This window comes from Georgenia sp. EYE_87 (assembly GCF_023148685.1).
Lineage (GTDB): Bacteria > Actinomycetota > Actinomycetes > Actinomycetales > Actinomycetaceae > Georgenia.
In genome coordinates this window covers 127399-152240 of sequence record NZ_JAHXNL010000007.1, presented here as the reverse complement: position 1 = coordinate 152240, position 24842 = coordinate 127399, and the positions used below count along the sequence as shown (strand labels likewise).

Genomic DNA, 24842 nt, shown 5'->3' with positions numbered 1-24842 from the left:
CGGGGCTCATCGGCGCCGGATCTCGAACACCATCGAGTCCGTCCGCACCCCCTCCGCGGGCGCGCCCATGGCCTCGCGGTTGCGCGCGACCCACTGCTGGACGGAGGAGTCCTCCAGGTCCGGCAGCAGGTCGGCGGCGTCCCGGTAGGTGGGCAGCCGGTGCCGCTCGCCGAGCGAGGTCGGTTCCGCGCCTCCGCCCACGGCGACGGTCAGGTGGTTGGGGGCGGCGGTGTTGGGCGCCCCGTCGAGACCGACGACAGGGTCCTGGACATGCTCGAGGCTGAGCACCTCCACCCCCGGCGGGATGGTCATCGTGCCTACCGGGCTGCCCGCCGTCAGCACGGTGGAGATCCGGAACTCCGTCCTCAGCACGGGGTCGGCGGCCAGCTGGGTCGCGACGAGCCCGCCCTGGCTGTGCCCGACAAGGGCGACCGGCTCGCCCCGGGCGACGCCCGCCTGGTGCATCGCGGCCGCCACACCGATCGTCATGTCGCTGCGCAGGCCCGCGACGGCGAGCAGGTTCGTCTCGTTGTCCATCGGGTTCTCACCGTCGGCGCAGGCGTCCTGCGTGCCCGGGATCACGACCGTCCAGTGCCGGCCGCCCTCCGCCGTGGTGGTGCGAAGGATCTCCACCGCGCCCGTCCCGCGGCGGCCGATCTCCTCCTCGAGCGCCGGGATGCGGCCCAGCACCTCGGACTCCGAGCGGGGCGTCGGCACCCTCCGGCCGATCGTGGTGGCGAGCGCGCTGGCCACCCCCGGTGCGCGCGCGGCGGAGCCGCCCCGCGGCACCGGCGAGACCACGCCGCGACGACTCAGCCCGCCCGGCACCGGGAGCGTCGTCGGGTCCACCGCCGTCGTGGGCCCGCGCCGCATCGAGATCGCCAGGCCGGTGAGCGGCCGCCCCCGGTTGGCGACCACGGAGCCTCGCGCCAGCCAGGGCAGCGCCACGAGGGCCGACCGCTGCACCGGGGTCATCCCCCGCACGTCGACCTGCTCGCCGTCCACCTCCACCGAGCCGTCAAGGATGTCCTTGCCCATGTACTGCATCTCCTCGCCGAGGGCGGCGACGTGGCGCTGCACGACGATCGCGTCCGGCAGGGGCGAGCTGTTCAGGCCGTCGTAGGTGGCGGCCAGGTGGCCGCCCACGCGCAGGGCGTCCGAGGCCCTGGCGAGGGTGACGGCCTGGCGGGCCCGGGCCGGCAGCAGCATCTTGGGGGCGTGGGCGACGACGGTGCGCCACACGGGCGGCCGGAAGACGGCGCTGGCCCGCCCCTCCGCCTCCTCGTACCAGAGGCGCTGGAGCTCGAGGTCGGCGGCGAGGTCCTGGACGCGCCGGACGAGGTGCTGCAGCCCGGCGGCCCGGACCCGGATGCCCTGGATCTCCTCGAACGCGGCCCACGCCCAGGGGACGCCCGGCAGGTAGTCGAGAGGGTTGATCACCGTGCTCGCGTCCGCGGCCGACACCACGTCCGCCGCCGCCCGGAGCCGCTCCACCAGTGCCCCGAGCTCCGCCGTGTCCACGGACATGGGCGTGCGGCCGCCGGTGACCATCACGCGCAGCGCACGCCCGGGGAGGCCGGCGAAGGTCCACCCGACGTCCGGCTCCCTCGTCGGCGTGCTCATCCCGTCCCTCCCGCCCGGTAGGCGGCGAGCTCGGCGTCCAGGCGCACGACCGTGCGCTCCGCCGCCCGTAGCGCCCGGTCGATCCCCTGTGCGTGGTGAAGAAGTCCCAGGACCGCGGTCGTGCAGGCGTTCGCTCCCGGACCTGTCCACCCGGCCGGGAACGCAGTGCGCAGCTGCGCCTGCGCGTCCCCCAGGAGGTCGATCGCGGTGAGGATGTTGATCCGGGAGACCGACAAGCCGGGCTCCTGGGCCGGGTAGCAGATCGGCGGATCACTCATCCGGGCTCCCTCCCTCGCCGGTCCGGTCGACCGTCCTGCCCCGCACGGCGGTCGGTCGACCGCCCTGCCCCGCACGCTAGGAATCTGGCGGTGACGGCGGTCGCTCCGGTCCGCGTCGGTGTGGACGGACCCGCACCGCGGCCGGCTGTGGAGCGCGTGCACGGCGGGCGACGGGCCGTGAGGATGGCCCCATGGCGACCCACCGCAAGGGAGACCACGGCGACCCGCGCGCGCTCCTCTACGAGGCCGCCGGGCTGCGCTGGCTGTCGGAGGCCTCCGCGGCCGGCGGGGCCGCCGTCGTGGAGATCGTGGCCGAGGAGCCCGGGGTGCTGGAGACCCGGTCCGTCGCGCACGGCGCGGCGGACGCGGCGTCGGCCGAGGCGTTCGGCCGGGCGCTGGCCCTCACCCATGCCGCCGGCGCCTCGCACCACGGCTGCCCGCCGCCGGGTTTCACGGGCGACGGGTTCATGGGCCGGGCGGCCCTGCCGCTACGGGCGGCTTCGCCGTCGGGAGGCGACTCGTGGGGCGAGTTCTACGCGGCCGACCGGATCCTGCCCTACCTGGCCGACGCCGTCGCGAACGGCTCGATCGACGGCGTGGGGCCGCGCAAGGTGGAGCGCTGCGCCGCCCGGGTGGCGGCGGGGGTCTTCGACGCGCCGCAGCCCGCCGCCGTGGACGGGGTCGCACGGCTGCACGGCGACCTGTGGTCCGGCAACGTGCTCTGGGCGCGCACCGACGCCGGGCCGGTCGCGACGCTCATCGACCCGGCGGCCCAGGGCGGGCACGCCGAGTCCGACCTGGCGCAGCTGGCCGTCTTCGGCGCCCCGCACCTGGAGCGGATCGTCGCCGCCTACGACGAGCACTCACCGCTGGCGGAGGGCTGGCGGGAACGGGTCGGGCTGCACCAGCTGCACATGCTCATCGTGCACGCGGCGCTGTTCGGCGGTTCCTACGGCCCCCAGACGGTGGCCGTCGCGGCGCGGTACGCGTAGGCCGCCGGCGACGGGGCGCCCCGCGTCGCCCCGTCGCCGCTCGCGCTCAGGCGCGGGGCTGACGCTCCGCCCAGTCGGCCAGCTCCACGCGCGGCCCGGTGAAGAACGGGATCTCCTCGCGCACGTGGCGGCGGGCACCCACGGCGCGCAGCTCGCGCATCACGTCGACGATGCGGTGCAGCTCGCCCGCCTCGAAGGCGAGGATCCACTCGTAGTCGCCGAGCGCGAAGGCGGAGACGGTGTTGGCGCGCACGTCCGGGTAGTCCTTCGCGGCCAGGCCGTGCTCACGCAGCATGGCGCTGCGCTCGTCGGCAGGGAGCAGGTACCACTCGTAGGAGCGCACGAACGGGTACACGCACAGGTAGTCGCCCGGCTCCTCCCCGGCGAGGTACGCGGGGACGTGCCGCTTGTTGAACTCGGCCTGGCGGTGGAGGCCCACGACGGACCAGACCGGCTCGAGGTGCGCGCCGAGGTCCGAGGCGAGGAGTCGGTGGTAGGCGTCCTGGACCTCCTCGACGGTGGCCGCGTGCCACCACACCATGAGGTCGGCGTCGGCGCGCAGGCCGGCGACGTCGTACCAGCCGCGCACCACGACGCCGGAGCCGGCCACGGCCTCCTGGGCCGCCGCGGCGAGGGCGGCGCGCGCGGCGGGGTCCGCGGGCAGCGGTGCGGCCGTGGCGAACACCGACCACATCGTGTAGTTGATCGTGGCGTTGATGCTCTCGACGTCGGCACCCTCGCCGATGCGCGGGACGGGCTGGCTCATGGACTCTCCTTCATCTCTTCCGCAGGACGCGGACGGTACTGGCACGATCCGACACGCGGTGAGATCACCAGCTCATCGCCTCGGGCGAGCACGTGAGGTCTCACCGCGCTCGTGAGTCTCAGCGACCTTGCGACATCTCACCGACGGCGGGCGAGGGCGGTCAGGCGCGGGCGGAGACCGCGGGCTGCTCGCAGGCGGCGGGGACGCCCGAGTCGACACCGGCGCGCAGGCGGCAGCACCCGGGGGCGCACACGTCGCGCCAGGGGCCGAGGGCGCCGGTGGTGACCTTCTCGGGGTGCTCGCCACGCTCGGTGGCGGCGCGCTCGAGCAGCAGGTCGACCAGGCCGCCCACGAACTCCGGCGCGGTGCCGGCCGTGGCGGCGCGCTCCATCCGCAGGCCGAGCTCGTCGGCCGTCTCCCGCGCCTCGGTGTCGAGGTCGTAGATGACCTCCATGTGGTCGGAGACGAACCCGATGGGAGCCAGCACGACCTGCTGGGCGCCGTCGGCGTGCAGCGCCGCGAGCGTCCGGTTCACGTCGGGCTCGAGCCACGGGGTGAAGGGCGTGCCGGAGCGCGAGCAGTACGCGAGCTCCCACGGGATCTTGTGGCCGAGGCGCTCGCCGGCGCGCTCCGCGACGACCGCGGCGACGTCGTGGTGCTGGGCCGAGTAGCTGGCGCGCGTCTCCGTGCCGGAGGCCACCTCCATCGGCGTGGGGATGGAGTGGGTGACGAAGACCAGCGGGGCCTGCGGCGACGGCGCCGCACCGAGCCGCTCGTAGGCGGCGACGACCGCGTCGACGTTGGCCGCCACGAACCCGGGGTTGTTGAAGTACGCGCGGATCTTGTCGATCTCGAGCTCGCGGCCCTCGCCGGCGAGCGTCGTCAGCGCCGCGGCGAGGTTCTCGCGGTACTGGCGGCAGCCGGAGTAGGAGGCGTACGCGCTGGTGACCAGGGTCAGCACGCGGCGCGCGCCGGACTCGTGGAGGTCGCGCAGGACGTCCGTGAGGTAGGGGTCCCAGTTGCGGTTGCCCCACACGACCGGGGCGTCGACGCCGCGGGCGGCCAGCTCGGTGCGCAGCTCGGCGAGCAGGGCCTTGTTCTGGTCGTTGATGGGGCTCTTGCCGCCGAACGCGTAGTAGTGCTCCCCCACCTCCTCCAGGCGCGAGTCAGGGATGCCCCGGCCGGCGGTGACGTTGCGCAGGAAGGGCACGACGTCCTCGGGCTTCTCGGGCCCGCCGAAGGACAGGAGGAGGACGGCGTCGTACGGGGTGAGGCTGGTCATCGGTCTCGCTCTGGCTCGGCCGGCACCGTGGCCGGGTGCGGCGCCTCCGCGGAGGCGGGGGTCGGGGCTGGGGCCGGCACGGCCGGCGCGGGGGTCGTCTCGTCGGCCTCGTCGGCCTCGTCGGGCGTGGCCACCCGCACGCCGAGCGCGATCTCAAGGGCCCGCAGGTGCTCCTCGGTGCGCCCCTCGCGCCCGGCGGAGCGGGCCAGGACGGTGGGCTCGTGCACCAGGCGCGCCGCGAGCCGCCGCAGCGCCTGGGCGGCACGCTCCGCGGAGATCGCACCGTCGGCAGGGAGCCGGTCGAGCTCGGCGGCGACGGCGTCGGCCACCTTGCTCCGCAGGGCGACGACGGCGGCGTCCATCCGTCGCTCCGCCGTCGTCTCGGCGAGGGTGCGCACCCCCTCGGCCACGATCGTGCGGGCCCGCAGCACCTCGGCGGCGGTGGTGGCCGGGGCGTGCTCGCGCACGGTGGCCAGGTCGACCAGGATCACGCGCGGCAGCTCGGCCACGGCGGGCTCGACGTCGTTGTGCAGCGCGAGGTCGACGAGCACGAGCGGGCCGGCGGCCTCCGGGCGGCAGGCAGCGGCCGCGGAGACGGTCGCGACGTCGAGGACGGGGGTGCCGGTGCCGCGGCAGGTCACCACCAGGTCCGCGGCCGCGAGCGCCGTCGCCAGGTCTGCGTCGGCGACCGTCACGTCGTGCGTGGCCGCGAACGCCTCGGCGCGGCCGGAGGCGGACCACACGGCGACGTCCTCGGCGCCCCGCTCGCGCAGCGCGGCCAGGGACGCCCCGGCGTAGGAGCCGGTGCCCACGAGCAGCGTCCGGTGCCCGGCCCAGCTGCCGCGCGGGACGGGGCTCTCGTGGGGGTCGGCGGGCGGCGCGGCCATGTCGCGCTCGCAGCCGATCGAGGCCAGCCGGGCGGCGGCCAGGTCCAGGGCGACGGAGACGACCGAGCGGCCCGCACGGGCCAGGTCGGTGGCGACGGCGACCTGCCGGGAGGTGCGGGTGGCGTGCTGGAGGGTCTGCTCCAGCAGCGGCGAGGTGGTGCCCTCCGCGCGGGCGGCCGAGAGGGCGCGGCGCACCTGGCCGGTGATCTCGCGCTCGCCGACCACCATCGAGTCCAGGCCGGCCGCGACCTCGAAGAGGTGGGCCACCGCCTGCTCGCCGCTCGCGGGGCGCATCAGGCGGGCCACCTCGTCGACGTCGGCGCCGGACATGCGCGAGACGGCGCGGTAGGCGGCCGCGGTGGCGTCGGCCTCGGCGCCCTCGCACTCGTCGGCGTCGAGGTAGACCTCGAAGCGGTTGCAGGTGGCCAGCACGACGGCCCCGTTGACGGCAGGGTGTTCCGCCACGACCTGGCGGCCGAGGTCGTGCGCGCCGGCGCTGAGCCGGTCGATGTCGACGAGATCCAGGTCGTGGTGGTTGGCAGAGAGCATCACGAGCACCACAAGGCCCATAGTCAACCATTTCCAGGACGGGCAGGCACAATGGCCCGCGTGACGAATTCGACGACAGCCCCCGACGTGTCAGTGGAAATGCCAGCCCCCGCGCTGATCCGGGCATTTCGGGGTGACCGACCCGACACCCTCCCGGTGTGGTTCATGCGACAGGCCGGCCGCTCCCTCCCGGAGTACCGCGAGCTGCGCGAGGGGGTCGCCATGCTCGACGCCTGCCTGCGCCCCGAGCTCGCCGCGGAGATCACCCTCCAGCCCGTGCGCCGCCACGGCGTGGACGCTGCGATCCTCTTCTCGGACATCGTCGTGCCGCTGCGGCTGGCCGGGGTGGACGTGGAGATCGCCCCCGGCGTGGGCCCCGTGGTGGCCGACCCGGTGCGCACCGCGAGCGACGTGGACCGCCTGGTCGCCCACCGTCCCGGCGACCCGTCCGCCGTCGTCGAGGCGATCCGGATCATCCTCGACGAGCTCGGCACGGCGACGCCGCTGATCGGCTTCGCCGGGGCGCCCTTCACCCTCGCCGCGTACCTCGTCGAGGGCCGTCCCTCCCGCGACCACCTGGCCGCCCGGACACTCATGCACGCCGACCCGGCCACGTGGCGGCGCCTCATGCGCTGGACCGCGGACCTCAGCGGGGAGTTCCTCCGCGCGCAGGTCGAGGCAGGCGCGCGCGCCGCCCAGCTGTTCGACTCCTGGGCCGGCTCGCTCTCCCTCGCCGACTACGAGGCCCACGCCGCGCCGTACAGCGCCCGCGCCCTGGCCCGGATCGAGGACCTCGGCGTCCCCCGCGTGCACTTCGGCACCGGCACGGGCGAGCTGCTCGGGGCCATGCGCGACGCCGGTGCGGACGTCGTCGGCGTGGACTACCGGATCCCGCTGGACGAGGCGAACCGCCGGCTGGGCGGCCGGACCCCGCTGCAGGGCAACATCGACCCCGCCCTGCTCGACGCCCCCTGGCCCGTGCTCGAGGCGCACGTGCGCGACGTCGTCGAGCGGGGACGCGCCGCCCCGGGCCACGTGGTGAACCTCGGGCACGGCGTGCCGCCGTCGACCGACCCCACGGTCCTGACCCGCGTCGTCGAGCTCGTGCACTCCCTGTGACCGCTGCGGACGACGGCGTGCCCGCGGGCGCCGCGACCGGCGGGAGCGACGACGGCGCGACCTGCGACGTCGTCGTGGTCGGGGCGGGCATGGGCGGGCTCGTCGCGGCCCGAACGCTCGCCGGGCGCGGGCTGCGCCCGCTGGTCCTGGAGGCCGGCCCGAGGGTCGGCGGCCTGGTGACCGGCGGCGTGGTGGGCGGCAGGGAGGTGGACCTGGGCGCCGAGGCGTTCGCGCTGCGCCGGCCCGAGGTGCGCGCGCTCGCGGACGCCCTGGGCCTGGCGGTGGAGGTGCCGGCGGGCGGGTCGTGGGTGTACTCCGACGGCCACGCCTTCCCCATCCCGGCCGAGAGCATCCTCGGCATCCCGGCGGACCCGGCGGCCCCGGACGTCGCCGGCGTGCTGGGCCCGGAGGGCGCCGCGCGCGCCGCGGCGGACGCCGGGCTCGACCCCTCCGTGGGGGTGGACGCCGAAGACCTCGCGAGCCTCGTGCGGCTCCGGATGGGCGAGGCGGTGCTGGACCGGCTCGTGCGCCCGGTCGCCGGCGGGATCCACGCGGCCGACCCTGCGGACCTGGCGGCCGACGCCGTCGTCCCCGGGCTGCGGGCGGCGCTCGCCGCCCACGGCTCCCTCGCCGCTGCGGTCCGCGCGCTGCGCGCCGCGGCGCCCCCGGGCTCCGCCGTCGCCACCACCACGGGGGGTCTGTTCCGCCTGCCGCGCGCGCTCGCCGCCGCGGTCACCGCCGTCGGCGGCGAGATCCGCACGAGCACCGCGGTGCGGGCCCTGCGCCGCACCGCCGGCGTGTGGGAGCTCGTCCTGGACGACGGCGCACCCGCCGCGCTCCGCGCGCACCGCGTGGTCCTGGCCACGCCGGGACGCCAGGCGCTGGACCTGCTCGCGGGCGTGCTCGACGGGCCGCTCCCCGACCTGCCCGCCGGCGCCGCCATCACGCACGTCACCCTCGCCGTCCGGGCCCCCGCCCTCGACGCGGCGCCGCGCGGCTCGGGCCTGCTGGTCACCCCCGGACCGGGGCCCGTGCGGGCCAAGGCCCTGACCCACGCGTCGGCGAAGTGGCAGTGGCTGGCCGCCGCCACGGCGCCCGGCGAGCACGTGCTCCGCCTGTCGTACGGACGCCCCGGTGAGCCGCCCACCGGGGTCGACGCCGCCGTGGCGCGCGCCGACGCGGAGCTGCTCCTGGGCGTGCGGCTCGAGGAGGTCACCGACGCCGTCGTCGTCGCGCGGGAGGGCGCGCTGGCACCGAGCACGCCGGCCCACCGGGAGGCGGTCGCCGCCCTGCAGACCCGCGTCGCGGCGCTGCCCGGGCTGGCCGTCACCGGCACCTGGGTGGCCGGCACCGGTCTCGCCGCGGTGGTGCCGCACGCGGACGCCGCGGCCGAGGCGCTCGCGGGGCGCACTGTCTGAGCGGGCACTGTCACCCGAGCGGGTCGCGCCGACACTGGCGGGACGCGCCGAAAGTGGCGGGACGCGCCGTCGCCGGAGCGGCACGCACCGTCGGCCGAGCGACGGGCACCTGCGCGTGAGACCGACCACAAATGTGATGACAATGCGTCACGAAAATGGCCGGGACAATTCCGGCACCGAGGAGACCGCCGCATTGTCGGAACCGTCCGAAAATGTCATCTGACGCGCCGACACAAACGGTGCTGACGCGATGTCAGAAAGCCGTCTCAGACATTTCTCCGCTGCGTGCGACACTGGCCCGGTGAGCTCGTCGACCCCTCCCCTGCGCATCGGCACCCGGGCCAGCGACCTTGCGCTGACCCAGACGCGGACGGTCGCCGCGGCCCTCGGCGCCGCGTCCGGCCGCGAGGTCGAGCTCGTCCGGATCCGCACCGAGGGAGACCGGTCGACCGCCTCCCTCTCCACCCTCGGCGGCACCGGCGTCTTCGCGGCGGCCCTGCGTGAGGCGCTGCTGGCCGGCGAGTGCGACGTGGCCGTGCACTCCCTCAAGGACCTGCCCACCGCACCGGTCGCCGGGCTGAGCATCGGCGCGTTCCCCTCCCGCGAGGACCACCGCGACGTCCTGTGCGCGCGCGAGGGCTGGACGCTCGTCGACCTGCCGCCCGGCGCCCGGGTGGGGACCGGCTCGCCGCGCCGCGCCGCCCAGCTGCGGCTGGCGCGGCCGGACATCGAGGTCGTGGACATCCGCGGCAACGTGGGCACCCGCCTGGGCCGCGTCGGGGCGGACCTCGACGCCGTCGTGCTCGCCGCCGCCGGGCTGACCCGGCTGGGCCTGCTCGAGCACGTGACGGACACCCTCGAGGTGGACGTGATGATCCCCGCCCCCGGCCAGGGCGCCCTCGCCGTGGAGTGCCGCACCGACGACCTCCACGACGGCGAGCTGGGCACGTGGATGCGGCGTATCGACGACGTCCCCACCCGGCTGACGGTCCTCGCCGAGCGGGCCGTGCTGCGCACGCTCGAGGCCGGCTGCACCGCGCCCGTCGCCGCCCACGCCGAGATCGTCCCGGGCGAGGGCAGCACCCCGACCCGGCTCGAGCTGCACACCGGCGTCTTCGACCCGGCAGGCACCCGCAGCGTGGTGGGCACCGCCGTCGAGGAGATGGACGGGCTGCCCGACGTGGTGGAGGCCCGCGGCGTGGCGATCCAGCAGGACGTCTTCTTCAGCCTCGCCGTCGAGCTGGGCGTCTCCGCGGCCGAGCAGCTGCTGGACGACGGCGCCGCCGAGGTCGCCGGCCTGCGGCCGCGAGGCCCAGCCCTGGACGTCGAGGAGCCCGACGGCGCCGGCCGCACCGCCGGGTCCGCCGGACCGGTGGCATGACGGCGATCGACGCCGCCCGGGTGATCGTCCCGCGCACCCATCCGGACGACCCCGTCGTCGCCGCTGTGCGAGACGCCGGCGCCGTCCCGCTCCCGACGGCCCTGGTGACCACCGTCGTCGTCGACCCGCCGGACGAGCTCGACCGCTCGCTCCGCGCCCTGGGCGAGGGGGCGCACTCCTGGCTCGCGGTCACCAGCGCCACCACCGTCGGGGTGCTGGTCGGCCGCGCCGAGGCGCTCGGCACGACCCTCGCCGCGCTGGTCGGGACGACGCCGGTGGCCGCCGTCGGCCCGGCGACCGCCGCCGCGCTGCACGAGGCCGGCCTCGACGTCGCCCTCGTGCCGCCCGGCCCCACCTCCTCCGCCGCGGACCTTGTCGCCGCCTGGCCCGTCTCGCCGCGCGGCGGAATCGTCCTGCTTCCCCGCTCGGCCATCGCGGCGCCCACCCTTGCCACCGGCCTGCGTGAGCGCGGCTGGCTGGTCGACGACGTCGTCGCCTACCGCACCGTGGCGGCGCGCACGGCCGACCCCGCGGTGGCCGCCGAGCTGGACGCCGGGCGCGTCGACGCCGTCCTGCTGACCTCGGGCTCGACGGCGCGGGCGCTCGTCGACCTGTACGGCCCCGTCCCCGGGCTGGCGGTCGTCGCCATCGGGCCCTCGACGGCGGAGGCCGCCGCCCGGGCGGGCCTGGCCGTCCACGCCGTCGCCCCCGAGCAGACGCCCGCCGGGCTCGTCACCGCACTCGACCGCGCACTCGCACACCGATCGGAGCAGCACCGATGACCACTCCCCCCACCGTGAGCGGTAGCGCGCCAGGCGCCGCCACCCGTCCGGGCGGCACCGCGCGTACCGCCGGCGCCTCCGCCGGTCGCGGCGGCACCACTGCCGCCGCGGGTCACCCGGCCGCCGGCCGCCCGGCCGTGCGCCCCGTCGAGCGGCCGCGCCGCCTCCGTTCGACCCCCGCGCTCCGCAGCCTCGTCAGCGAGCACCGCATTCACCCGCGCGAGCTCGTGCTGCCGATGTTCGTCAAGGAGGGTGCGAGCGAGCCCGTCGCGCTCGGCTCGATGCCCGGCGTCGTCCAGCACACGATGGACTCGCTGCGCCGCGCCGCCGCCGAGGCGGCCGAGGCCGGGATCGGCGGGCTCATGCTCTTCGGCGTGCCCACGGTGCGCGACGCCGTCGGCACGGCCGCCACCGACCCGGACGGGATCCTCAACGCCGGCCTGCGTGCGCTCGTGGAGGAGGTCGGGGACGAGCTCGTCGTCATGTCGGACCTGTGCCTCGACGAGTTCACCGACCACGGCCACTGCGGCGTGCTCGACGGCGCGGGCCGCGTGGACAACGACGCCACTCTCGTGCGGTACCAGGACATGGCGCTCGCGCAGGCCGCGACCGGCGCCCACATGCTCGGGCTCAGCGGCATGATGGACGGGCAGGTCGCCGCGGTGCGCGAGGTCCTCGACCGCGAAGGGCACACCGACACCTCCGTGCTCGCCTACTCCGCCAAGTACGCCTCGGCGTTCTACGGGCCGTTCCGCGACGCCGTCGAGTCCCAGCTGCAGGGCGACCGCCGCACGTACCAGATGGACCCGGCAAACCGGCGCGAGGGGCTGCGCGAGGCGACGCTCGACCTCGCCGAGGGCGCCGACGTCGTCATGGTCAAGCCCGCGATGAGCTACCTCGACGTGCTCGCCGACGTCGCCGAGGTCTCCCCCGTCCCCGTGGCCGCCTACCAGGTCTCCGGCGAGTACGCGATGATCGAGGCGGCCGCCGCCCACGGCTGGATCGACCGGCGCCGCGCGATCGAGGAGTCGGTCCTCGGCATCCGCCGGGCGGGCGCCGACTTCGTCCTGACCTACTGGGCCACCGAGCTGGCTGGCTGGCTGCGCTGAGCACCGGCCGACCCGGGACGACCGCCCGCGCGGGACGTCGGGCCCCCCGGCGCGCCCGGCCCGCCCGGGACGTCGGGCCCCCCGGCACGCCCGGCCCGCCCGGGACGTCGGGCCCCCCGGCGCGCCGGCCCGCCCGGGACGTCGGGCCCCCCGGCGCGGATCGGGGAACATTACTGTTCCCTGAGAGCAGCTAACTTCCCCGATCCTGCCCGGGCGACGGCCACGCCCGGGCAGAAGCCCCGCCACAGGCGCCCACGGCAGGACCACACGAGTCCCCGCCCACGGACAGCCAGCACACCGAGAACGAGGAGACCGATGACCGGCGTCGACCCCATGCACGACCTCTTCACCCGCGCCCGCGCGGTCATCCCTGGCGGGGTCAACTCGCCCGTGCGAGCGTACGGCTCCGTCGGCGGCGACCCGCGCTTCATCGCCTCGGCGTCCGGCCCGTACATCACGGACACCACCGGACGCCAGTACGTCGACCTGGTGATGAGCTGGGGCCCGGCGCTGCTGGGCCACGCGCACCCCGAGGTCGTCGAGGCGGTCACCGCCGCCGCGCGGCGGGGGCTCTCGTTCGGCGCCCCCACCGAGGCAGAGGTCGAGCTGGCGGAGGCCGTGCGCGAGCGCGTGCCCGCCGCGCAGAAGGTCCGCTTCGTCTCCACCGGCACCGAGGCCACCATGACGGCCATCCGGCTCGCCCGCGGCGCCACCGGCCGCGACGTCGTCGTGAAGTTCTCCGGCTGCTACCACGGGCACGTCGACGCCCTCCTCGCGGAGGCGGGCTCCGGCGTCGCCACGTTCGGGCTGCCCGGTTCTGCGGGCGTCACGCCCGCCACCACCGCCGAGACCATCGTGGTGCGCTACAACGACGTCGCCGCGCTCGAGGCGGTCTTCGCCGAGCGGGGCGAGGAGATCGCCGCCGTCATCACCGAGGCCGCCCCCGCGAACATGGGCGTGGTCCCGCCCGAGGCGGGTTTCAACGCCGCGCTGCGCCGCCTCACCGCCGACCACGGCGCCCTGCTGATCCTCGACGAGGTGCTCACCGGCTTCCGCGTCGGCCCCTCCGGCTGGTGGGGTCTCGACGGCGCAGCCGCCGGGGAGGTCACCGCGACCGGCTCGGAGCCCTGGACCCCGGACCTGTTCACCTTCGGCAAGGTGGTCGGCGGCGGGATGCCGCTCGCCGGGCTGGGCGGTCGCGCGGAGCTCATGGACCTGCTCGCGCCGTCCGGCCCCGTCTACCAGGCCGGCACGCTGTCCGGGAACCCGCTGGCGACGGCGGCCGGGCTGGCCACCCTGCGCCTGGCCGACGACGCCGTATACCGCCACGTCGACCGCGTCGCCACCACCGTGGCGGACGCCGTCGGGGCCGCGCTCGACGCCGCCGGGGTGGCGCACCGGGTGCAGCGGGCGGGCAACCTCTTCTCCGTCTTCTTCGGCGAGGCCGCGGCGCGCGACGGCGTGCGCAGCTACGCGGACGCCCAGGCGCAGGACACGTTCCGCCACCCGCCGTTCTTCCACGCGATGCTCGACGCCGGGGTGGCGCTGCCGCCGTCGGTCTTCGAGGCGTGGTTCCTCTCCTCCGCGCACGACGACGCCGCCGTCGAGGCGATCCTCGCGGCGCTGCCGAGAGCGGCACGGGCGGCGGCTGCGGCGCAGCCGGCCTGATGGCCGCAGTGGCGGCGTAGCCGGCCAAACGGCTCCGGCCCGGCACGGCCCGAGCCGAGCTGAGGCGGGCACCCGCCGACGCGCCCGGCAGGCGGGCCGCCGAGTCCCGACTAGCCAGTCGGACCGCCAAGCCGGGCGAGTCAGGCCGCCGAGTCCCGGCCAGCCAGTCGGGTCGCAACGTCCGGGTTTGCTCAGTCCGGCCGGTCAGTCCGGCTCGGGCGGAGCGGCCTCCCCCTCAGCCTCGTCCCGCTCGGCCCACTCGAGCAGCGGCGCGAGGTCGAAGACGGCGTCGTCGATGCCTGCGTGGAGGTCGCCCAGCTTCGCGTACCGGGCGGGCATCGTGGCGAGCGTGAAGTCGGCGGGCTCGCAGTCCGGCACCTCCTCCCAGGTCAGCGGCGCCGACACGGTCGCCTGCGGCGTGCCCCGCACCGAGTAGGCGCAGGCGATCGTGTGGTCGCGGGCGTTCTGGTTGAAGTCGACGAACACCTTCGACGGGTCCCGGTCCTTGCGCCACCACGTGGTGGTCGCGTCCTCGGGGATGCGCCGCTCGACCTCGCGGGCGAAGGCGAGCGCGGCGCGGCGCACGTCGTGGAATCCGTGCTCCGGCCGGATGCGCACGTACACGTGCAAGCCGTCGCCCCCGGTGGTCTTGGGGAAGCCGGTGGCCCCCAGCTCGTCGAGCACCTCGCGGGCCACCCCGGCCACGCGGCGGACGGTCGCGAAGTCCGTGGTGTCGCCCGGGTCGAGGTCGATGCGCCACTCGTCCGGCTTCTCGACGTCCGCGCGCCGGCTGTTCCACGGATGGAACTCGACGGTGGACATCTGCACCGCCCAGACCACCTGGGCGACCTCGGTGACGCACAGCTCGTCGGCGTCGCGGTCGTAGCGCGGGAAGTGCACGCGCACGGTCTGCACCCAGTCGGGTGCCCCGTGGGGGAGCCGCTTCTGGTGGACCTTCTCCCCCTCGATGCCCTCGGGGAAGCGGTGGAGCATGCAGGGCCGCCCCCGCAGGGCGTTGACCACTCCGTCGCCGACGGCGATGTAGTAGTTGGCCAGGTCGAGCTTGGTGTGGCCGGGGCCGGGGAAGTAGACGCGGTCGGGGTTGGAGATGCGCACAGTACGCCCGCCCACCTCGAGCTCGGTCGCGGGCGCCTTCGCCTTGGCCATGGGGCTACTTCACCACAGGACACCTGCCGTCACACCCGGCAAGGGTCTCGGGCCGCTCAGACGCCTGCCGTCACACCGGCACGGGTCTCGGGCCGCTCAGACACCTGCCGTCACACCCGGCCAGGGTCTCGGACTGCTCAGACGCTGACCTCCGCCCGCCCCCAGGCGCGGGCCCGGCGCGCCCCGTCCCGCCACAGCCTGACGATCAGCCACACCGCCGCCGCGCTGAAAACCACGCCGGACGCGACGACGAGCACCGACCGCACCGGGCCCTGCGGGATCACGGACCCGGACAGGGCCACAGCACCGCAGGCCACCGCGAGCGCAGGCATCAGAAGGGCGCCGGCCCACTTCTGCCGCGTCGTCCACAACGGCGACGAAGCCAGGAGGATGGTGGACACGAGCCAGGGCAGACCAACCACGCCGAGCGGGACGAACATCCGCCACACGATGTCGTACGACGCCGGCAGCATCGGGTTCTGCGTCACCTCGGCCTGCACGAGATCGACCTGCGCGGGTCCGTGGAAGGACGTCGCACCGTAGGCGGCCGTGCCGTACGGAGCCGCCACCGCCGGGGGGACCACCTCCGGCTGCTGCGTCAGCGCCAGCGCGACGGACGCAGCAAGCACCACCAAGTACAGCCCGGCCGACAGGACCGTGAGGAGCCCCGACGGTGACGGGCACCCAGGGCTGCGTGAGGGCCGGCCGGGGCGCGGCCTGAACCGTCGTCGCGACAGGCGCCGCGGTCCCCAGCATGGACGGGCTGAGGTCGGAGAGGGCGGCGGCGACGACCCGGTCGGGCGGGCCGAGCTGGGCGAGGACCCGCTGCACGGCCTCGTCGTCGGCGGGGCGCGGCTGGTCCGCGACCGCGGCGTCGATGTGCTCACGCAGCCCAGCGAGGATCTCGGCGCGGTCGGCCGGGTCGATGCTCCCCAGCATCCGGGCGACGTCGTCGAGGTAGGCGTGGACGCGGGCGTCGTCGGCGCTCATGTCGGTTCTGCTCTCTGCTCGAGGGCCGCGTCGACCGCGTCCCGGAACGGGTGCCAAGCCCGGGTGAAGGTGGCGAGTGCGCGCTCACCGTCCTGGGTGAGGGCGTAGTAGCGGCGGGGCGGCCCGGCGCTGGACTCCTGCCAGGTGGTCTCGACGAGACCTGCCTTCCGCAGCCGGGCGAGGAGCGGGTAGAGAGTGCCCTCGCCGCTCATGAGGATGCCGTTCGCGCCGAGCGCACGGGCGATGTCGAGGCCGTACCGGGCGCCGGGACGCAGGAGCGCGAGCACGCAGTACTCGAGCGCCCCGCGGCGCAGATTGGAGAGGATGCTTTCCTCACCGGGTACCATGCGTCACAAGGTACCCTGACGAAGCTCCGACAACCATCGATCCGACAACGGCATCGAGTCGCGTCCGCACGTGCGGCCCCGCCGTCGCAAGCACCCAGCCGCGCCAGTTCACTCAGCGCTCCGGGAGTGCTCTCGTCGCGGAGGCGAACTCTCCGAAGCGCCGCCACCGCCTATCCACAGCCCTGACCTGCACCAACGCCAACCTCTGGCCCGATGTCGGACCGTGCCCGTAGTGTTTCGAACATCAGTTCACGACGGGTGGGGAGGTGAGCGGGATGGTCGCGCAGCACGCCGATCGAACGTTGAGCGACGAGCCGACGCCAGTCTCCCTGCTCGCCGGCGTTCGCTCCGCGGTCCGGGCGCTCCGGGCGGTGGCACCCGAGACCGACGCGCGTGGATGGCCGCACGCGGACCGGGAGAGCGTGATCACCTCGCTGGACGGCGTCATCCAGGAACTCACGCTCTACCGCAGCAAGGTGCTGCTCGCCCATCGCGATGACGGGCGATGGGGCACCGCCCGGGACCGCGACTTCCCAGACTGGCGAGCGCGGACCACCGGGGCCGGGCGCGGTGCTGCGATCGGTGAGCTGCAGGTCGCCGAAGGCCTGGAGGCGATGCCCGAGGTAGACGCTGCGGTAGCCGCGGGTGCCCTGACGCTCGAGCATGCGAAGGCGCTGTCCCGCATTCGGGCCGGTGCCTCCGACGAGGTCAAGGAGGCCCTGGCCAACGGGATGGCAGCCGAGCTCGTAGAGAAAGGTAAGAAGCTCACGGCTCCCGAGCTGGCCAAGGCCGCGAAGAAAGTGGCAGCGACGATCGACGCCCGAGCGGCACAGGAATCGTTCGAGGCGACGTGGCGTCGTCGTTCTGTGATCACCGGGCGTGCCGGCGGCGCTCGGACCGGCGCGTGGGTCGTGGACGCCGTCTCGGGGACACTGATCGAGACCGCCCTGGACGCCATTGCCGGTGCACCGGCCCAGGATGACGACCGCACCCGTGAGCAGCGTCGCGCCGACGCCCTCGTGACGATGGCTTCGCGGACGTTGCAGGTCGGCTCGGATCTGAACGGCGCGCAGATTCGCCCTCACATCGCACTGATCGCCGACGAGGAGACGTGGGCCGCGGCCCGTCGCCATCGCGAGGCGGTCGACGCGGCTGGTGAGACTGCGGTGGACGCGTTGCACGGTCGTGGGGCCGCGTTCGGCCTCGGGCCGGACGGTCGGCCCCGCACCGCCGCAGAGGTCGAGGCGGGCCGTGCCGAAGGCCGCGCGGGTGACGGCTGCAGACTGACGGGCGGTGCACGCTCGCCCGTCTGGCCCGACTCGCACGTCGGGACCGGCCTGCCGGCGCCGGACCTGCCCGCGGTGGCGCCCGCAGAGCTCGAGGACGGCTCGGTGGTGCCGCTGAACACGCTGGTCCGGCTGATGTGCGACTGCGAGATGACCCGCGTGGTCATGGACGCCGATTCCCAGGTGCTCGATGTCGGGCTGACCCAGCGCACCTACAGCAAGGAGCTCCGGCGGGCCGTGACGACGCGGGACCGCCGATGCCAGTGGCCTGGATGCCGGATACGCGCTTCCTGGTCGGAGGTCCACCACATCCGCTGGTACTCCCGCGGTGGACCCACCTCGGTCGAGAACGGCGTCAGCGCCTGCAGCTACCACCACCATGTCATCCACCGCGACGGCGTCCGGATCGTCCCCCTGGCCGACGGTTTCGCGTTCTACCGCGCCGACGGACAGCTGATCGGCACGACCCGAAGAGAACCAAGGAGCCGCCGCGGTAGCGCGGTAGCCACCTCCGTGTCTGGCAACGGGCAGTTGCGTCCGGGCGACGACCGAACTCCCATGGCTGGAGACGGCCACGCGGAACTGCTCGCCGCCCGCGAGCAGGTCGCCTCCAGCAACGGTCGACCTCCGGACGCGGTCCTCGAAGCGCACGCGAGAGCGACGGCGCGCGCGCTGTCCGGCGACGCCGGGCCACCAGGCAGCCCCGGGGCTCAGGGGACAGTTCCCGGATTGGCCACGCCCGGCAGGCGCAGCACAGCGGCCACAACGACGTGGCCACTGACGCTCTGGGATGCGTCGTTGCTGGACCAACCGGCCGAGCCCCCTTTCTGACAAGCCGGGCAGCCGCCCGCGCGGAGGGCCTGGTCAGCACCGCGGTCGACGTCGTGATGCTGGACCTACCGGTCAGTGTGTGGGCGGCACGTTCCAGTACTTCACCACGGGCGTCTCCCGCTTGAAGGTCAGCACGCTGCGGTGCGCCGCGTCGAGGATGAACCCGCGGCCTGCCGAGGCGGGCAGGCCCAGCCACCGGGCGACGAGCACGCACAAGAGGTGGCTGTGGGCGACGACGAGCACGTCACCGCCGTCGTCGAGCACGGGGCGGAGCCTGGCGAGCACGCGGTCGACGCGCGCGCCGACCTCGGCCGCCGTCTCGCCGTTGGGGGCACCGTCGTCCCACATGTCCCAGTCGGGGAGCCCGGCCGCCTCGCGCTGGGCGACGTAGTCCTTGGTGGTCATCCCCTCGATGTCGCCGTAGTTCCACTCGACGAGGTCGTCATCGACCTCGAAGTCCTCGATGCCGGCAAGTTCCGCTGTGCGCCGGGCGCGCTGCCGGGGGCTGGAGAGCACCTTCGCGAAATCGTGCTCGCCGATGTTGTCGAGAAGTTTGCGTCCCTGCTCCTCACCGCGAGGAGTGAGCGGGATGTCGGTGGTGCCGGTGTGCTGCCCGGACAGGCTCCACTCCGTCTCGCCGTGACGGACGATGACGAGCTCGGACATCGGTTTCCTCCCTGGGCCGGACGCCCTCCGAGCATGCCCGCCCGGGCGGGAGCCCGCACGGCAGGGGCGGGGCGGGCGTCGGGGCGACGTCGGGGCGACGTCGGGACGCCGCCAGGACGCCGCCGGAACATCCGGCCGTCGCATCACCCGGACGCCGCCGTCGCCGCCCGGCGCACGGCTGGGATGATGGCGGCATGACCTCTCGCGTGGACCTCGCCGCCCTGACCCCGCCCGTCGCCCTCGGTGCGCTCGACGGGCGCTACCGCCGGACCGTCGCACCGCTGGTCGACCACCTCTCGGAGGCCGCGCTCAACCGCGCCCGCCTCCTGGTCGAGGTCGAGTGGCTGATCCACCTCACCGACCACGGGGTGCTTCCCGGCGCCCCGCGGCTGACCGGCGCCGACAAGGACTACCTGCGCGGCGTCGTCGCCACCTTCGGCGCTGACGAGATCGACGAGCTGGCCGAGATCGAGCGCGAGACCCTTCACGACGTCAAGGCCGTCGAGTACTTCCTCAAGCGCCGCCTCGACGCCGCACCGGCCACGCTCGGCGAGGACACCGTGCTGCCGCGGGTGCACGAGATCGTCCACATCTTCTGCACCAGCGAGGACGTCAACAACCTCTCCTACGCCGTCACCGTCAAGGACGCCGTCGAGCGGGTGTGGCTCCCGGCCGCCACCGCGATGACCGACGACGTCGTGACCCTGGCCCGCGAGCACGCCGGCGCCGCCATGCTCGCCCGCACCCACGGGCAGCCGGCCACCCCGACCACCCTGGGCAAGGAGCTCGCCGTCCTCGCGCACCGCCTGCGCCGCCAGCTGCGGCGCGTGGCCGGGGCCGAGTACCTGGGCAAGATCAACGGCGCCACGGGCACCTACGGCGCGCACGCCGTGTCCGTCCCGGGCGCCGACTGGGAGGAGGTGGCCCGCTCCTTCGTCGAGCACCTGGGTCTGACCTGGAACCCCCTCACCACCCAGATCGAGTCCCACGACTGGCAGGCCGAGCTCTACGCCGACGTCGCCCGCTTCAACCGCGTGCTGCACAACCTCGCCACGGACGTGTGGACGTACATCGCGCTCGGCTACTTCCGCCAGCGCCTCTCCGCGCAGGGTTCGACCGGCTCGTCGACGATGCCGCACAAGGTCAACCCGATCCGCTTCGAGAACGCCGAGGCCAACCTCGAGATCTCCTGTGCCCTGCTGGACACCCTCGCGTCGACGCTGGTGACTTCGCGCCTCCAGCGCGACCTCACCGACTCCTCGACCCAGCGCAACATCGGGACCGGCTTCGGCCACTCGCTGCTGGCGATCGACAACGTCCGCCGCGGCCTCGCCGGCCTCGACGTCGACCACGACGCCCTCGCCCGCGACCTCGACGCCAACTGGGAGGTCCTCGGCGAGGCCGTCCAGCAGGCCATGCGGGCCGCCTCGATCGCGGGCGCGACAGGCATGGAGGACCCGTACGAGCGACTCAAGGAGCTCACCCGCGGCCGCCGCGTGGACGGGCCGGGCATGCGCGAGTTCATCGCCGGCCTGGGGCTCCCGGACGACGTCGAGGCCCGGCTTCTCGCGCTCGAGCCCGGCACGTACACCGGGCTGGCGGCGTCCCTGGTACGGCACCTGGACGCCTGACCAGCGAGCCTGAGCGGGCGCGCCCTGCCTACCACGATCAAGAACCCTCGTGCCGAGCAACCAGGTTCCAACACAGTTGCTCGGCACGAGGGTTCTTGCTCGCTGCCGGCTCAGCCCTCGAGCACCTGGTGAAGCGCCTCCTGGCCCACGGCGGCCAGCACCGGCGCGTCGTCGGAGTGGGCGACCATGGCGGTGGCCATGCACAACGCCCAGCCGCGCCCGCGCCGCCAGGTCGCGTCGTCGTAGCGGCCCGCCATGGCAGCCACGAACCGGCGGCGACCGGAAGTCTCGAAGGTGAGCCACGCCGCCGCCAGGTCCGTGGCGGGGTCCCCCGCCGCCATGTCGCCGAAGTCGATGACGGCGGCCAGGCCCCCGGCGTCGTGGAGAAGCAGGTTGGCCGGGTGAAGGTCGCCGTGGATCCACGACGGCGACCCCTCCCAGAGCGGCGTGCTCACCAGCTCGGCCCAGAGCGCCCCGACCCGGCGAGGTTCCGGCACCGCGCCGCTGGCGAGACGCTCGCGCACGGCCCGGGTCGCGCGTGACCAGCGGGACGCCGCGCATGGGGTTGAGCGGGGCGTCCGGCGGCGCCGGGCGGTGGAGGGCGACCACGAACTCGGCGAGCAGCACCGCGGCCGCCGCACGCCTCACGGCGGGGACGAGGGCGGCGGGGGTCGCGGTCAGCCACGGCACGACGGACCAGTGCCACGGGTAGGCAGCGGTCGGCCGCCCGGTCCGGACGGGGGCGGGGACGGGCACGGGCAGGTGGGACGCCAGCTCGGGCAGCCAGCGCTGCTCGTGCTCGACCAGCACGGCGGCCCGCCGGCGCCGGGGGACGCGGACGGCCAGGTCCGTGCCCAGGCGCCACAGGACGTTGTCCCACCCGTTGGCGACGAGCCGCAGCGGCAGCCCAGCGAGGTCGGGGTGCTGCTCGGAGAGCAGGTGACGGACGAGCGCCTCGTCCACGCGCACCTCGGCCGCGGGCATCCGCGCCATGTTCTCCTCCGGTCCCGGGTGCTCATGCCTCGAGACACCTGGCCCGAGGATCGGGGCCCGTGTCCGCACGAGTCTCCCACGGCGCGGGTTCCCTACGGAGTCGGTGGCGGGCATGCGCTCCCTCGGCCGGGCCGTGATCGTCGGCCTCGTCCTCGTCGCGGGCGGTACCGCCCTCGCCCTCGCCCTGCGCGCGGAGGGCTGGTTCGCAGCCCTCGCCCTCGCCCTGCGCGCCGAGGGCTCGTTCGCGTGGACCGACGGCAACAGCCGCCGTCGGCCCGCGGGATGGCACGCCCGGGCGCGGCTCCGACCACGGGATGTGCAGGCTCACAGCGTGCGGCTGAGGCGCTCCGCTCGCTGCGCCCGTACCGTGGACTCTCGTGATCCCCGTGCTGCTGTCCGCCCAGACCGGCTCCGACGCGCCCCTGACCGGTATCGCCGCGTGGGCCGTGGGCGTCATGGAGACCCTCGGCGGCCTCGGCGCCGCCCTGCTCATCGGCCTGGAGAACCTCTTCCCGCCACTGCCGAGCGAGGTCATCCTCCCCCTCGCCGGGTTCACCGCCTCCCAGGGGACCCTCGGCCTCGTCGAGGTCATTGTGTGGTGCACGGGCGGCTCGGTGGTGGGCGCGTGGGTGCTCTACGGCATCGGTGCCCTGCTGGGCCGCGACCGCACCCGCGCCATCATGAACTGGCTCCCGCTGGTCAAGATCGAGGACGTCGACAAGACCGAGGCCTGGTTCCACAAGCACGGCAAGGGCACGGTGTTCGTCGGGCGCATGATCCCGATCTTCCGGTCGCTGATCTCGATCCCGGCGGGCATCACGCGCATGCCGCTGCTGCTGTTCACCGCGCTGACGCTGGCCGGGTCGCTGATCTGGAACACCGTGCTCATCGTCGCCGGCTACACCCTCGGCGAGAACTGGCACATCGTCGAGCAGTACGTGGGCACGTTCTCCCGGATCGTCATCGTGGTCGTGATCCTGCTCCTCGCATGGTTCGTCATCTCGCGGGTGCGCGCCATGCGTGTGGAGCGTCGCACCGGCCACGGGGCCACCGAACCCGCTGGCGAGAGCGACCACGCCTGACCGAGAGCCAGCACCCCGACCGAGAGGGCTGCGCCTCACCGAGAGCCAGCACGCCTCACCGCGAGCGACACGGCGGTCCGACCTGCTGGCTCGAGCACCGCTCGCCGCGCATCCCCCCCAAACTTCGTCCACGACAGTGTCGATCCAGGACGCTCTCGCCCGTCATGCTGACGGAGGGAGGTCCTCCCGGCCGGACCGGCCGCACGACGAAGGAGAGAGACGATGACCGAGTACATGGTCCTGCTGCACGGGGACGAGGAGCGGTGGCTGCAGTCGGACCCCGCCACGCAGCGCGCCGCCTTCGCGCGGCACGGCGAGTTCTCCCGGCTGGCGGCCGAGCACGGGCACCGGATCACGGGCGGCGCGGAGCTCTCGCCCGCCGCCACGGCCACGATCGTGCGCGGCACCGCCGACGGGGTCAGCATCAGCGAAGGCCCCTACGCCGAGACGGTGGAGCAGCTCGGCGGGTACTACCTCGTCGAGACCGACGACCTGCCTGACCTCCTCCAGCTCCTCGGGATCATCTCCGACGGCGAGCCCGTGGAGGTCCGCCCGACCGTCCCCGAGCACGACGGGCCCGCCGCGGAGCGCTGATGCCGGTTCTGCCCTCGCCGCCGGCCCCACCCGGCGGGGACCGCGCCCCGGACAGTCCCGAGGAGGTCCTCGCCCTCGCCTGGCGCGAGCACTGGGGCCGTCTGGTCGCCCTGCTTCTCGCCAGGTTCCGGCGCATGGACATCGTCGAGGACGCCCTGGGTGACGCCTTCGCCGAGGCGGCCCGCCGCTGGCCGCAGGACGGCGCCCCGGCCAACCCGCCCGGTTGGCTCCACACGACAGCCCGACGACGGTGCGTCGACCGGCTCCGCTCGGAGGCCGTGGCCGCACGACGGGCGCCGCTCCTGGCGGTGCCGGAGGTGGTCCCCATAACTGAGCCGGACGACGGCGGGCACATTCCCGACGAGCGGCTGCGCCTCATGTTCACCTGCTGCCACCCGTCGCTCGCCGCGGACACCCGCGCCGCGCTCACGCTGCGGTTCGTGCTCGGCGTGCCGACCCGGGAGATCGCCCGGCTGTTCCTCGTGCCGGAGGCGACCATGGCCGCGCGCCTCACCCGGGCGAAGAAGAAGGTCGCCGCAGCGGGAATCCCGTTCGCCGTGCCGGGTCCGGACCGCCTGGGCGAGCGGCTCGACGTCGTCGCCGCGGTCGTCTATCTCGTCTTCACGGCCGGGTACTCGCCGGGGGACGGGCCGGACGTGGTTCGCGTCGCCCTCGCCGGGGAGGCGGTCCGGCTGGGACGGCTGCTCGACAAGCTCCTGCCGGGCCAGGCCGTCGTGCGGGCACTCCTCGCGCTCATGCTGCTCCAGCACTCCCGCCGGGACGCACGCACAGGCGCCGACGGCAGCCTCGTGGTCCTGCCCGCCCAGGACCGGAGCCGGTGGCGCCACGACGAGATCCGGGAGGGCCTGGACCTGCTGGCCCGGGTGCCGACGTCGACCGGCCTCGCCGAGGAGTACCGGCTGCAGGCGCTCGTCGCCGCCGCGCACGCCCGGGCGGCGCACGCCTCGGACACCGACTGGGAGGCGATCGCCCGGACCTACGCCACGCTCGAGGCGCTGACCGGTTCGCCGGTGGTCAGGCTCAACCGCGCGGTGGCCGTGGCCGAGACTGCCGGCCCGACGGCGGGACTCGCCCTCGTCGAGGGCCTCGAGGACACCCTGCCCGGAAACCACCGGGTGGCGCTGGTGCGCGGCGAGCTGCTGCTCCGGCTCGGCCGGGCGGCCGAGGCGGTGACCGCACTGGACGAGGCGGCGACGCTGTGCGCCAACGACGCCGAGCGGCGGCACATCCTGGCCCGTCGGGACGCCGCGGCCGGCGGTGCACGGCCGGGACTCGTGTGATCGCCCGCGGTCCGCCGTCGGGACGCCGCGGCCGGCGGTGCACGGCCGGGACTCGTGTGAGATCGCCCGCGTTCCGCCGGCGGGCCTCCCGGCCGCACCG

General features: G+C 75.0%; 21 protein-coding genes and 2 pseudogenes. 12 read left to right on the top strand and 11 right to left on the bottom strand.

Annotated elements, in window-relative coordinates; all coding sequences use genetic code 11:
- Positions 1-6: 6 nt before the first annotated feature.
- The gene (locus KZX45_RS11980) at positions 7-1623 is read right to left on the bottom strand and encodes a hypothetical protein (RefSeq protein WP_248257968.1); all 1617 of its coding nucleotides are present in this window, start codon (positions 1621-1623) and stop codon (positions 7-9) included.
- The gene (locus KZX45_RS11975; protein WP_248257967.1) at positions 1620-1901 is read right to left on the bottom strand and encodes a hypothetical protein; all 282 of its coding nucleotides are present in this window, start codon (positions 1899-1901) and stop codon (positions 1620-1622) included. The genes KZX45_RS11980 and KZX45_RS11975 overlap by 4 nt, the downstream gene beginning before the upstream one ends.
- 191 nt (positions 1902-2092) lie before the next feature.
- Between KZX45_RS11975 and KZX45_RS11970 the strand changes: the two genes are divergently transcribed.
- Positions 2093-2893: a fructosamine kinase family protein gene (locus KZX45_RS11970; protein ID WP_248257966.1), complete on the top strand. Its 801-nt coding sequence runs from the start codon at positions 2093-2095 to the stop codon at positions 2891-2893.
- A gap of 46 nt (positions 2894-2939) precedes the next feature.
- Here KZX45_RS11970 and hemQ read toward each other — a convergent pair whose 3' ends face one another.
- The 3 genes from hemQ to KZX45_RS11955 form a co-directional block, all read right to left on the bottom strand.
- The gene (gene hemQ, locus KZX45_RS11965; RefSeq protein WP_248257965.1) at positions 2940-3659 is read right to left on the bottom strand and encodes a hydrogen peroxide-dependent heme synthase; all 720 of its coding nucleotides are present in this window, start codon (positions 3657-3659) and stop codon (positions 2940-2942) included.
- 160 nt (positions 3660-3819) lie between these two features.
- Positions 3820-4941, bottom strand: coding sequence for a ferrochelatase (locus tag KZX45_RS11960; RefSeq protein ID WP_248257964.1), 1122 nt, complete (start codon positions 4939-4941; stop codon positions 3820-3822).
- Complete coding sequence (locus KZX45_RS11955; protein WP_248257963.1) at positions 4938-6377, bottom strand: glutamyl-tRNA reductase; 1440 nt, start codon at positions 6375-6377, stop codon at positions 4938-4940. Before KZX45_RS11955 ends, KZX45_RS11960 begins: the two co-directional genes overlap by 4 nt.
- Before the next feature lie 99 nt (positions 6378-6476).
- Here KZX45_RS11955 and hemE point away from each other — a divergent pair, with 99 nt between their 5' ends.
- The 6 genes from hemE (at position 6477) to hemL (ending at position 13854) form a co-directional block, all read left to right on the top strand.
- Complete coding sequence (gene hemE, locus KZX45_RS11950; RefSeq protein ID WP_248258043.1) at positions 6477-7496, top strand: uroporphyrinogen decarboxylase; 1020 nt, start codon at positions 6477-6479, stop codon at positions 7494-7496.
- Complete coding sequence (locus tag KZX45_RS11945) at positions 7493-8914, top strand: FAD-dependent oxidoreductase (protein WP_308221736.1); 1422 nt, start codon at positions 7493-7495, stop codon at positions 8912-8914. Before hemE ends, KZX45_RS11945 begins: the two co-directional genes overlap by 4 nt.
- Positions 8915-9215: 301 nt before the next feature.
- Positions 9216-10295 (top strand): hydroxymethylbilane synthase, encoded by a 1080-nt coding sequence (hemC, locus tag KZX45_RS11940; protein ID WP_248257962.1) that lies wholly within the window; start codon positions 9216-9218, stop codon positions 10293-10295.
- Positions 10292-11077, top strand: a complete 786-nt coding sequence (locus tag KZX45_RS11935) for a uroporphyrinogen-III synthase (RefSeq protein WP_248257961.1) — start codon at positions 10292-10294, stop codon at positions 11075-11077. The genes hemC and KZX45_RS11935 overlap by 4 nt, the downstream gene beginning before the upstream one ends.
- Positions 11074-12186, top strand: a complete 1113-nt coding sequence (gene hemB, locus KZX45_RS11930) for a porphobilinogen synthase (protein WP_248257960.1) — start codon at positions 11074-11076, stop codon at positions 12184-12186. The genes KZX45_RS11935 and hemB overlap by 4 nt, the downstream gene beginning before the upstream one ends.
- A 315-nt stretch (positions 12187-12501) precedes the next feature.
- Positions 12502-13854: a glutamate-1-semialdehyde 2,1-aminomutase gene (gene hemL / locus KZX45_RS11925; protein WP_248257959.1), complete on the top strand. Its 1353-nt coding sequence runs from the start codon at positions 12502-12504 to the stop codon at positions 13852-13854.
- A 204-nt stretch (positions 13855-14058) separates the two neighbouring features.
- Here hemL and ligD read toward each other — a convergent pair whose 3' ends face one another.
- From ligD to KZX45_RS11910, 4 genes and pseudogenes are all read right to left on the bottom strand, one after another.
- Positions 14059-15021: a non-homologous end-joining DNA ligase gene (ligD, locus tag KZX45_RS11920; protein ID WP_248257958.1), complete on the bottom strand. Its 963-nt coding sequence runs from the start codon at positions 15019-15021 to the stop codon at positions 14059-14061.
- A 137-nt stretch (positions 15022-15158) separates the two neighbouring features.
- Positions 15159-15650: a hypothetical protein gene (locus KZX45_RS11915; protein WP_248257957.1), complete on the bottom strand. Its 492-nt coding sequence runs from the start codon at positions 15648-15650 to the stop codon at positions 15159-15161.
- Between the two features lie 166 nt (positions 15651-15816).
- A pseudogene (locus KZX45_RS20495) lies at positions 15817-16011 on the bottom strand (hypothetical protein); the annotation flags it as partial.
- Positions 16008-16358, bottom strand: a complete 351-nt coding sequence (locus tag KZX45_RS11910) for a PadR family transcriptional regulator (RefSeq protein ID WP_248257956.1) — start codon at positions 16356-16358, stop codon at positions 16008-16010. The pseudogene KZX45_RS20495 and the gene KZX45_RS11910, both read right to left, overlap by 4 nt.
- A 275-nt stretch (positions 16359-16633) precedes the next feature.
- Between KZX45_RS11910 and KZX45_RS11905 the strand changes: the two genes are divergently transcribed.
- Entirely contained in the window at positions 16634-18475 is a 1842-nt protein-coding gene (locus tag KZX45_RS11905; protein WP_248257955.1) for an HNH endonuclease signature motif containing protein, read from the top strand.
- Positions 18476-18547: 72 nt separating this feature from the next.
- On the opposite strand, the gene KZX45_RS11900 is transcribed toward KZX45_RS11905, so the two are convergent.
- Entirely contained in the window at positions 18548-19141 is a 594-nt protein-coding gene (locus KZX45_RS11900; RefSeq protein ID WP_248257954.1) for a histidine phosphatase family protein, read from the bottom strand.
- Positions 19142-19335: 194 nt separating this feature from the next.
- Here KZX45_RS11900 and purB point away from each other — a divergent pair, with 194 nt between their 5' ends.
- Positions 19336-20772 (top strand): adenylosuccinate lyase, encoded by a 1437-nt coding sequence (purB, locus tag KZX45_RS11895; protein WP_248257953.1) that lies wholly within the window; start codon positions 19336-19338, stop codon positions 20770-20772.
- 110 nt (positions 20773-20882) lie between these two features.
- On the opposite strand, the pseudogene KZX45_RS20490 reads toward purB, so the two are convergent.
- Positions 20883-21756 (bottom strand): annotated as a pseudogene (locus tag KZX45_RS20490) (aminoglycoside phosphotransferase family protein).
- Positions 21757-22142: 386 nt separating this feature from the next.
- Between KZX45_RS20490 and KZX45_RS11885 the strand changes: the two are divergent.
- The 3 genes from KZX45_RS11885 to KZX45_RS11875 all read left to right on the top strand — a co-directional run bounded on the left by KZX45_RS11885 (position 22143) and on the right by KZX45_RS11875 (position 24742).
- Positions 22143-22847, top strand: coding sequence for a DedA family protein (locus KZX45_RS11885; RefSeq protein ID WP_374112589.1), 705 nt, complete (start codon positions 22143-22145; stop codon positions 22845-22847).
- Between the two features lie 222 nt (positions 22848-23069).
- Positions 23070-23441 carry a YciI family protein gene (locus KZX45_RS11880; protein ID WP_248257952.1) on the top strand — a complete coding sequence of 124 codons (372 nt, stop codon included), beginning with the start codon at positions 23070-23072 and terminating at the stop codon, positions 23439-23441.
- On the top strand, positions 23441-24742 hold the full coding sequence (locus KZX45_RS11875) for an RNA polymerase sigma factor (protein WP_248257951.1): 1302 nt from the start codon (positions 23441-23443) through the stop codon (positions 24740-24742). Before KZX45_RS11880 ends, KZX45_RS11875 begins: the two co-directional genes overlap by 1 nt.
- Positions 24743-24842 lie beyond the last annotated feature (100 nt).